Here is a 6,874-nt window from a genome sequence, read left to right as displayed (position 1 = left end):
CCTATGTTGCTACGGCTTGCCACAGCTATCCTTTTGACTTCATGAACAAGGTCAAAAAGGCAAGGAAAGTGAACGGTCCTGCCTTTATTCACTGTCTTGCCGTCTGCCCGACTGGATGGCGGTGTCCGTCGGATGCATGTATCAAGATGGGCCGTCTCGCTGTTGAAACAGGTGTGTTCCCGCTGTACGAGGTGGAAAACGGGAAATACAAAATGACCATTGAGATGCCCAAGGAGCTCAGGCCCATGGAAGACTACCTGAAGCCTCAGGGGAGATTCAGGCATCTTAAGCCGGAAGATATTAAGATTTTCAAGGGAATGGCAATGCTTGAATACAATAAAGTGTTGGAGAGGATTAAGCATTCAAAATCCTGGTCAGAGATGACAAGTTAAAGTGTTAATTAAACGGGATAAGGTGATTGAAGTATGAAGACAGCGAAGACCATAGACAAAACGGTTAAAGACATCATAAAAAAATACGATGGCGATAAGACTGCTATGATAGCCATCCTTCAGGATGTTCAGGAAGAATGCAGATATTTACCAAAGGAGGCTCTGTCCTCAATCAGTAAGAAGATGGATGTGCCCCTCACCAGGATTTATGAGATAGCAACGTTTTACAATGCTTTCAGCCTGAAGCCTCGGGGTAAGTACCTGGTTGAAGTATGCGCCGGTACGGCATGTCACGTCCAGGGTGCAGCCAATCTGATGGACAGGCTGGAGAGAGATCTGTCAATAGAATGCGGCGAGACGACGCAGGATAAAACGTTTACCCTTGAAGAAGTCAGGTGTCTTGGATGTTGCAGTCTGGCCCCTGTCTTACGGATAGGCGCTGATGTGCATCCTAACTTAACTCAGGACGAAATTCCGAAGATTTTGAGAAATTATAAATAATAGGGGTGGTAAAGTGAGTAAGATCAATACGCTTGAAGATTTAAACAAGGCAGCGAAGAGAGGGCTGGAAGCGATCATCCCGTCAAAGACGAAAATCATGGTCGGGATGGGGACGAGTGGGATTGCATCGGGGGCACAGGCTGTTTACGATGCCCTGGCTGAAGAAATAAAGAAACGGAAGCTGGACATCATCCTGAGTAAAACAGGTGCTATGGGGATGGATTGCATAGAGCCCCTTATCGATGTCGTGCAACCGAACAAACCACGTCTGGCATACAGCAAGATGACCGCCAAGAAGGTACCGGAAGTGATCGATCAGATTGTGAAGGGCGCCATAAACGGTAATAAACCCGCATATAGAATGGATGAAGAAGAATTCATCTGTCTCAATGAAAATAAGCCGTATTTAAAAGGTCCTGTACCGAAAGATTTGGAAGGTATTCCAAGGATCAAGGAGGTGAACTTCTATAAGAAACAGATGAAGTTAGCCACCAGAAACTGCGGGATGATCAATCCTGAGAGTATCGATGAATACATCGCAAAGGGCGGTTACATCAGCCTTTTTAAGGCCCTCACGAAAATGAAACCGGACGAGATCATTGAGGAAATCATTGCCTCAGGGCTGAGAGGCCGTGGAGGTGGAGGATTCCCCGCCGGCGTGAAGTGGCAGACATGCAGACGCGCGCATGGAGACATTAAGTACGTGATCTGCAATGGCGATGAAGGAGACCCCGGTGCTTACATGGACAGAAGCGTTATGGAAGGAGATCCCCACAGTGTCATCGAAGGAATGATTATAGGTGCGTTTGCCATTGGTTCTGGCCAGGGATTTATTTATGTCAGAAACGAGTATCCCTTAGCCGTCGCAAATCTGCAGCGGGCAATCAACCAGGCTCGAGAATACGGATTCCTCGGAAAAAATATCTTGAATTCAGGCTTTGACTTCGATTTAAAAATCAGCAAGGGAGCCGGCGCATTTGTTTGTGGTGAATCGACAGCGCTGATGACGTCTCTGGAGGGAAAAGCGGGAGAGCCGAGAGCAAAATATATACACACCGTTGAGCATGGTCTTTGGGACAGACCCTCCAATCTGAATAATGTGGAAACGTGGGCGAATGTGCCGGCGATTATCAGCAGGGGGGCAAAATGGTTCTCCAGTATCGGTTGTAAGAACAACTCAGGAACGAAGGTCTTTTCCCTTGTCGGGAAGATAAGTAATATCGGGCTGGTCGAAGTGCCTATGGGGATACCTCTGAAGGATATTATCTATGAAATCGGCGGTGGGATTCCCGGCGGCAAAAAATATAAGGCCGTTCAGACCGGTGGTCCGTCGGGTGGTTGCTTACCCGACAAGCTGATAGATATTTCTGTTGATTTTGATGCACTGTGGGAAGCAGGCTCAATGATGGGTTCCGGTGGTATGATTGTCATGGATGAAACGACCTGTATGGTCGATATCGCCCGGTACTTTATTGACTTCCTCGAATTTGAATCCTGCGGAAAATGCGTTCCCTGCCGTGAGGGGGTTCAAAGGATGAATGAAATCCTGGAGGACATCTGCAACGGGAAAGGTAAAGAAGGTGACATTGAACTTCTGGAATCCATGGCACAGGGGATCGTCGATGGATCTTTGTGCGCTCTGGGGAGCACGGCTCCGAACCCGGTTTTGAGTACACTCAAGTATTTCCGGGATGAGTATGTCGCTCATATTCGGGACAAGAAGTGTCCCGCCGGAGTCTGCAAGGCCCTGATACGTTTCAGTGTCAGCGAAGAAAAATGTACGGGATGCGGTGTCTGCTTGAAGAAGTGTCCTACTGAGTGCATAAGCGGTGAAAAGAAAAAGACACACGTGATTGATCAGACGAAATGTATCAAGTGCGGCGTTTGTAAAGAAAGCTGTAAATTTGACGCAATAATCGTAGAATGAAGGTAGGGGAAATGGTAAACTTTATCATAGATGGGAAGAAGGTTGAGGCTGAAGAAGGTGCAACCGTACTTCAGGTTGCTCGTGCAAATAACATTACGATTCCAACGCTGTGCAGTCATGAGTCGGTTGCTCCGTCAGGAGCATGCCGCCTGTGCGTGGTTGAAGTGAAGAAAGGCAAAAGAACGAGGATCGTGACTTCATGCCTGTATCCTGTTGATGAAGGTATCGTTGTTGATACAAAAACGGAAAGGGTACTGAATGTCCGACGGCTCGTTATGCAGCTTCTCATGGCAAGATGTCCTGAGTCGGATGTGCTTAAGGATATGGCTAAAGAGATGGGCGTAGAACCGCAACCGGCGTTTCATCCGGAAACGGACAAGGGGAAGTGCGTACTATGCCGTCTTTGCGTGAAGGCCTGTGAAGACGTTGTGGGTGTAAATGCCATTGGTTTGGCTGGCAGAGGCAAGAAAAAAGCCGTTGGCCCCCCATACATGGAGGATTCAAAGACATGTATCGGCTGTGGGGCGTGCGCGTATGTATGCCCGACGGAGCACATCCTTATGGAGTCAACGGACAGCAAGCGAAAAATCTGGGGACGTACCTTTAAGATGCAGGCGTGCGATAAGTGCGGCAGGTATTTTGCTCCAATTGACCAGTTGAAGTTCATCAGCGACAAGACTGGTACTCCGATGACAGAACTTGCGGTTTGCATGAGCTGTAAATAAGAAGCCCACACGGAATTATCGGTAATTAGGCTTGTACCTGATGTGAGGGTTTTATTAGGACGCTCTGAACCAATGGAATTAATTGGTCAAGGCCCCGGTGAATACATTCGCCGGGGCCTTTTGTTTTTCCCTATCTCCAACAGACCAATTGAAAATTCCCCCCCCTCTCTTTACGAAAGGGGGATGAGGGGATTTTATTAGCCAGTCAATAGTTTCCTGGCAGCCGTTTTTGCTTCCTCGTACACCTTCTTCAAGGGAATTCCTTGTTTGGCTGCAATCTCTTTGCAGTCGTCATACTCCGGGGATATGTTTTTGCTCTCCTGGCTGATTTGGTTCACTTTCACCCTTACCCGTCCGAATATCGTTTCCACCGTGATCAGCTCTCTGGGAAGTTTTCTTCTCTCCAGACGATGGAGTCTGATTCCCAGGGAAGTCGTTTCTTCAAAGACCGTTGACAGCGTCTCCTCCAGTTTGTCCGGAGTAATGAGAATGCTCAGCAGCGTCCCCGGCCTGTTCTTCTTCATGAAGATCGGCGTCATGAAGACGTCAAGGGCGCCTCTTTCAAGGAGTTTTTCCGAAGCGTAGCCGAAAAACTCAGGATTCATGTTATCAATATTGGTTTCGATGAGAATGACTTCGTCTTCCTCGTATTCTCTCTTTTCGGTGGCTTCGCCCACCCATACCCGGAGCAAGTTCGGTATTTTCAGGTCCCTGCTGCCGGCCCCATAGCCGATCCGGTTCATTCTCATCTCCGGAATTATACCGAAACTTTTCGCCACGTTTTTGAGGATTGCAATACCGGTAGGGGTGACAAGTTCTTTTTCCATACCGCTTGCGTATATGGGTATGCCTTTGAGCAACTCGAGGGTGGCGGGAGCGGGAAGCGGCAGGATGCCATGGTCACATTCCACGAATCCTGTCCCCACGGGAATTCTAGAGGCATATACAGCTTCAATGCCGAGCATCTTTATGCCGAGGAGAGAACCGACAATGTCGATAATGGAATCTACGCCGCCAATCTCGTGAAAATGAACCTCCCCGGGATTCTTGTTGTGGATATTTGCCTCGGCGTGAGCGAGTTCATTGAAGATCGTCTTACTTGCAATCTTGATATCATCGCCGAGATCACTGTGATCTATGATCTCTTCAATGTCTCTCAGGTGTCTTTCGATGTGGTCTTCCTCTGCATGAACGAGGAATCTGGTTCCGGAGATTCCTTTCCTGGCAGTTCTCTCGGCTTTCAGGGTGAATCCTGATATTTTCAGTTTGCTTAGTTCCGACTCGAGCTGCTGCAAGTCAAGTCCGGCGTCGATCAGCGCCCCCAGTATCATGTCGCCGCTGACGCCCGAGAAGCAGTCGAAATACGCTATACGCATTATTTCTCACCCATATGGTTTATGAAGCTGGCGAAGTATCCGGCCCCAAATCCGTTGTCAATGTTCACGGTCACCACGCCCGGCGCACAGCAATTCAGCATGGAGAGCAGTGCGGCCAGGCCATCGAAACTGGAACCGTAACCCACACTGGTCGGGACCGCAATCACCGGAGAATCAACCATTCCTCCGATGATGCTTGCCAATGCTCCTTCCATGCCGGCCACCACCACAATGACGTTGGCGTCGAACAGCTTTTCACTGTTGTCGAAAAGCCTGTGCACCCCGGCAACACCGATGTCGTAGACCCTGTCGACGGCATTCCCCATGATTTCCGCGGTGACTACTGCCTCCTCAGCAATTGGGATGTCGGATGTCCCCGCGGTGATCACGAGGATCGTTTTTGTGGATTTTTTCTTCCTTGCTTTACCGATCAGGACGATATGGGCTGTTTCGTAATAGACAGCGTCCTTTTGCACCTTCCTGATGGCTTCATAGGCCGCCTTGTCGGCTTTGGTTGCCATGATGAAGTCGGTTTCCGGTGAGAGGCTTTCCACGATTTTCTCAATATGTTCGATAGTTTTTCCTCTGCACAATATCACCTCCGGGAAGCCTCTCCTCAAGTCCCTGTGCGTATCGATTTTGGCATACCCTAAATCCTTATAGGGAAACGATTTCAAAGCTCTCAACGCTTCGTCGATCCCGATCTTCCCGGCCTTCACGTTTTCTAAAAGTTCCCTGATTTTTTCTTTGTCCATATCTGTTTCGTTTCTTTCAATGGTTCGTTCATGCTGCCCATCCGGTAACCCTGAAGATCCAGGGTGACGTAAGTATATCCCAGGGCCTTGAAATATTCCATGATCTGTTTGGATATTTCCTCGTCAAGGAACATGGTCATGTCTTTACGCGGCACCTCTATTCTGGCTATATTATTATGGTCTCTGACTCTCAATTGCCGGATTCCAAAGCCTGCCAGGAATTCCTCCGCACGACCAACCCGCACAACTTTTTCTTTGGTGATTTGAGTGCCGTACGGGAACCTGGTTGAGAGGCAGGGAAGGGGGGGCTTATCCCACGTGGGGAGATTCATATTCTTCGATAGCGTTCTTATTTCCTCTTTTGTGAAGCCGGCATCCTTCAAAGGGCTTCTCACGCGGAACTCAACAGCAGCCCTTGTCCCCGGGCGGAAATCCTTTTCATCATCGCACGTGGAACCGTCTATCACATAGTTCAAACTGTGCTGCTGTGCCAATTCGAAAAGCTTTGTGAAGAGTTCCTTCTTGCAGTAGTAGCATCTGTCCGGGGGATTGGATGCGAAATCCGGATCGTCCAGTTCATTTGTATGAATAATAATGTGCTTTGCACCGATTAGTTCTGTATTTTTCATGGCCTCTTCAAGTTCCTGGGGTGTATACGTCGCCGAACTTGCCGTAACCGCTATCGCCCTACCGCCAAGGACGTTTGAGGCAACCTTGAGCAGGAAGGTGCTATCCGTGCCCCCGGAGTAGGCGACAAGCACGCTTTGCATGTCAGACAGAATCGCTTCCAGCGATTTCAGTTTTGTTGAAAGTTGCGTCATAATCTACAAAGCAAAAAGCCCCCTCCCTCTATGAAAAGGGTAAGGAGGCGGACATGCATACGAGACGTGTTTTTTTGAAATTCCCCTGTAACGTTGCTCAACATGCTGTCGTTTATCATTTTGGGCAACAGGTTGTCAACATGTGGACATTCAATGTGTAATTTTTTCTTTGACATAACTACCTGGCTGGAGTAATTTTACACCATTAGGTAGATAGTGGTCGTTCACAATAACAATGTTATGGAGGTATTTTGATGAAAAAGATAATAGTGTGCATGCTTGTAGTCATCATGACTGCTTTCATGATTGTGGGTTATGGGTTGGCGGTAAGTTCTCCACCAGCCGTAGGTGGAATACTGCCGGACATAAAACTTTCC

General features: G+C 48.4%; 7 protein-coding genes. 4 read left to right on the top strand and 3 right to left on the bottom strand.

The features are described 5' to 3' along the window. From NTW12_03850 to NTW12_03835, 4 genes are all read left to right on the top strand, one after another. The coding region (locus NTW12_03850) for a pyruvate ferredoxin oxidoreductase (GenBank protein MCX5845479.1) at positions 1–392 on the top strand (392 nt) is incomplete at its 5' end. A 33-nt stretch (positions 393–425) separates the two neighbouring features. Continuing rightward, the gene (gene nuoE, locus NTW12_03845) at positions 426–893 is read left to right on the top strand and encodes an NADH-quinone oxidoreductase subunit NuoE (GenBank protein ID MCX5845478.1); all 468 of its coding nucleotides are present in this window, start codon (positions 426–428) and stop codon (positions 891–893) included. Between the two features lie 97 nt (positions 894–990). Then, complete coding sequence (locus tag NTW12_03840) at positions 991–2,820, top strand: 4Fe-4S binding protein (GenBank protein ID MCX5845477.1); 1,830 nt, start codon at positions 991–993, stop codon at positions 2,818–2,820. 11 nt (positions 2,821–2,831) lie between these two features. Continuing rightward, positions 2,832–3,545: a 2Fe-2S iron-sulfur cluster-binding protein gene (locus NTW12_03835; protein ID MCX5845476.1), complete on the top strand. Its 714-nt coding sequence runs from the start codon at positions 2,832–2,834 to the stop codon at positions 3,543–3,545. 197 nt (positions 3,546–3,742) lie between these two features. Here the strand turns inward: NTW12_03835 and larC are convergent, their stop codons facing one another. From larC to larE, 3 genes are read right to left on the bottom strand one after another with little or no spacing between them, the layout of a single operon-like run. Next, on the bottom strand, positions 3,743–4,921 hold the full coding sequence (gene larC, locus NTW12_03830; protein MCX5845475.1) for a nickel pincer cofactor biosynthesis protein LarC: 1,179 nt from the start codon (positions 4,919–4,921) through the stop codon (positions 3,743–3,745). Further along, positions 4,921–5,676, bottom strand: a complete 756-nt coding sequence (larB, locus tag NTW12_03825; protein ID MCX5845474.1) for a nickel pincer cofactor biosynthesis protein LarB — start codon at positions 5,674–5,676, stop codon at positions 4,921–4,923. Before larB ends, larC begins: the two co-directional genes overlap by 1 nt. Continuing rightward, positions 5,646–6,497 carry an ATP-dependent sacrificial sulfur transferase LarE gene (gene larE, locus NTW12_03820; GenBank protein MCX5845473.1) on the bottom strand — a complete coding sequence of 284 codons (852 nt, stop codon included), beginning with the start codon at positions 6,495–6,497 and terminating at the stop codon, positions 5,646–5,648. The genes larB and larE overlap by 31 nt, the downstream gene beginning before the upstream one ends. Positions 6,498–6,874: the final 377 nt, after the last annotated feature.

The sequence above is a fragment of the Deltaproteobacteria bacterium genome (assembly GCA_026388545.1).
Lineage (GTDB): Bacteria > Desulfobacterota > Syntrophia > Syntrophales > UBA2185 > JAPLJS01.
This window is presented reverse-complemented; position numbering and strand designations above follow the sequence as displayed.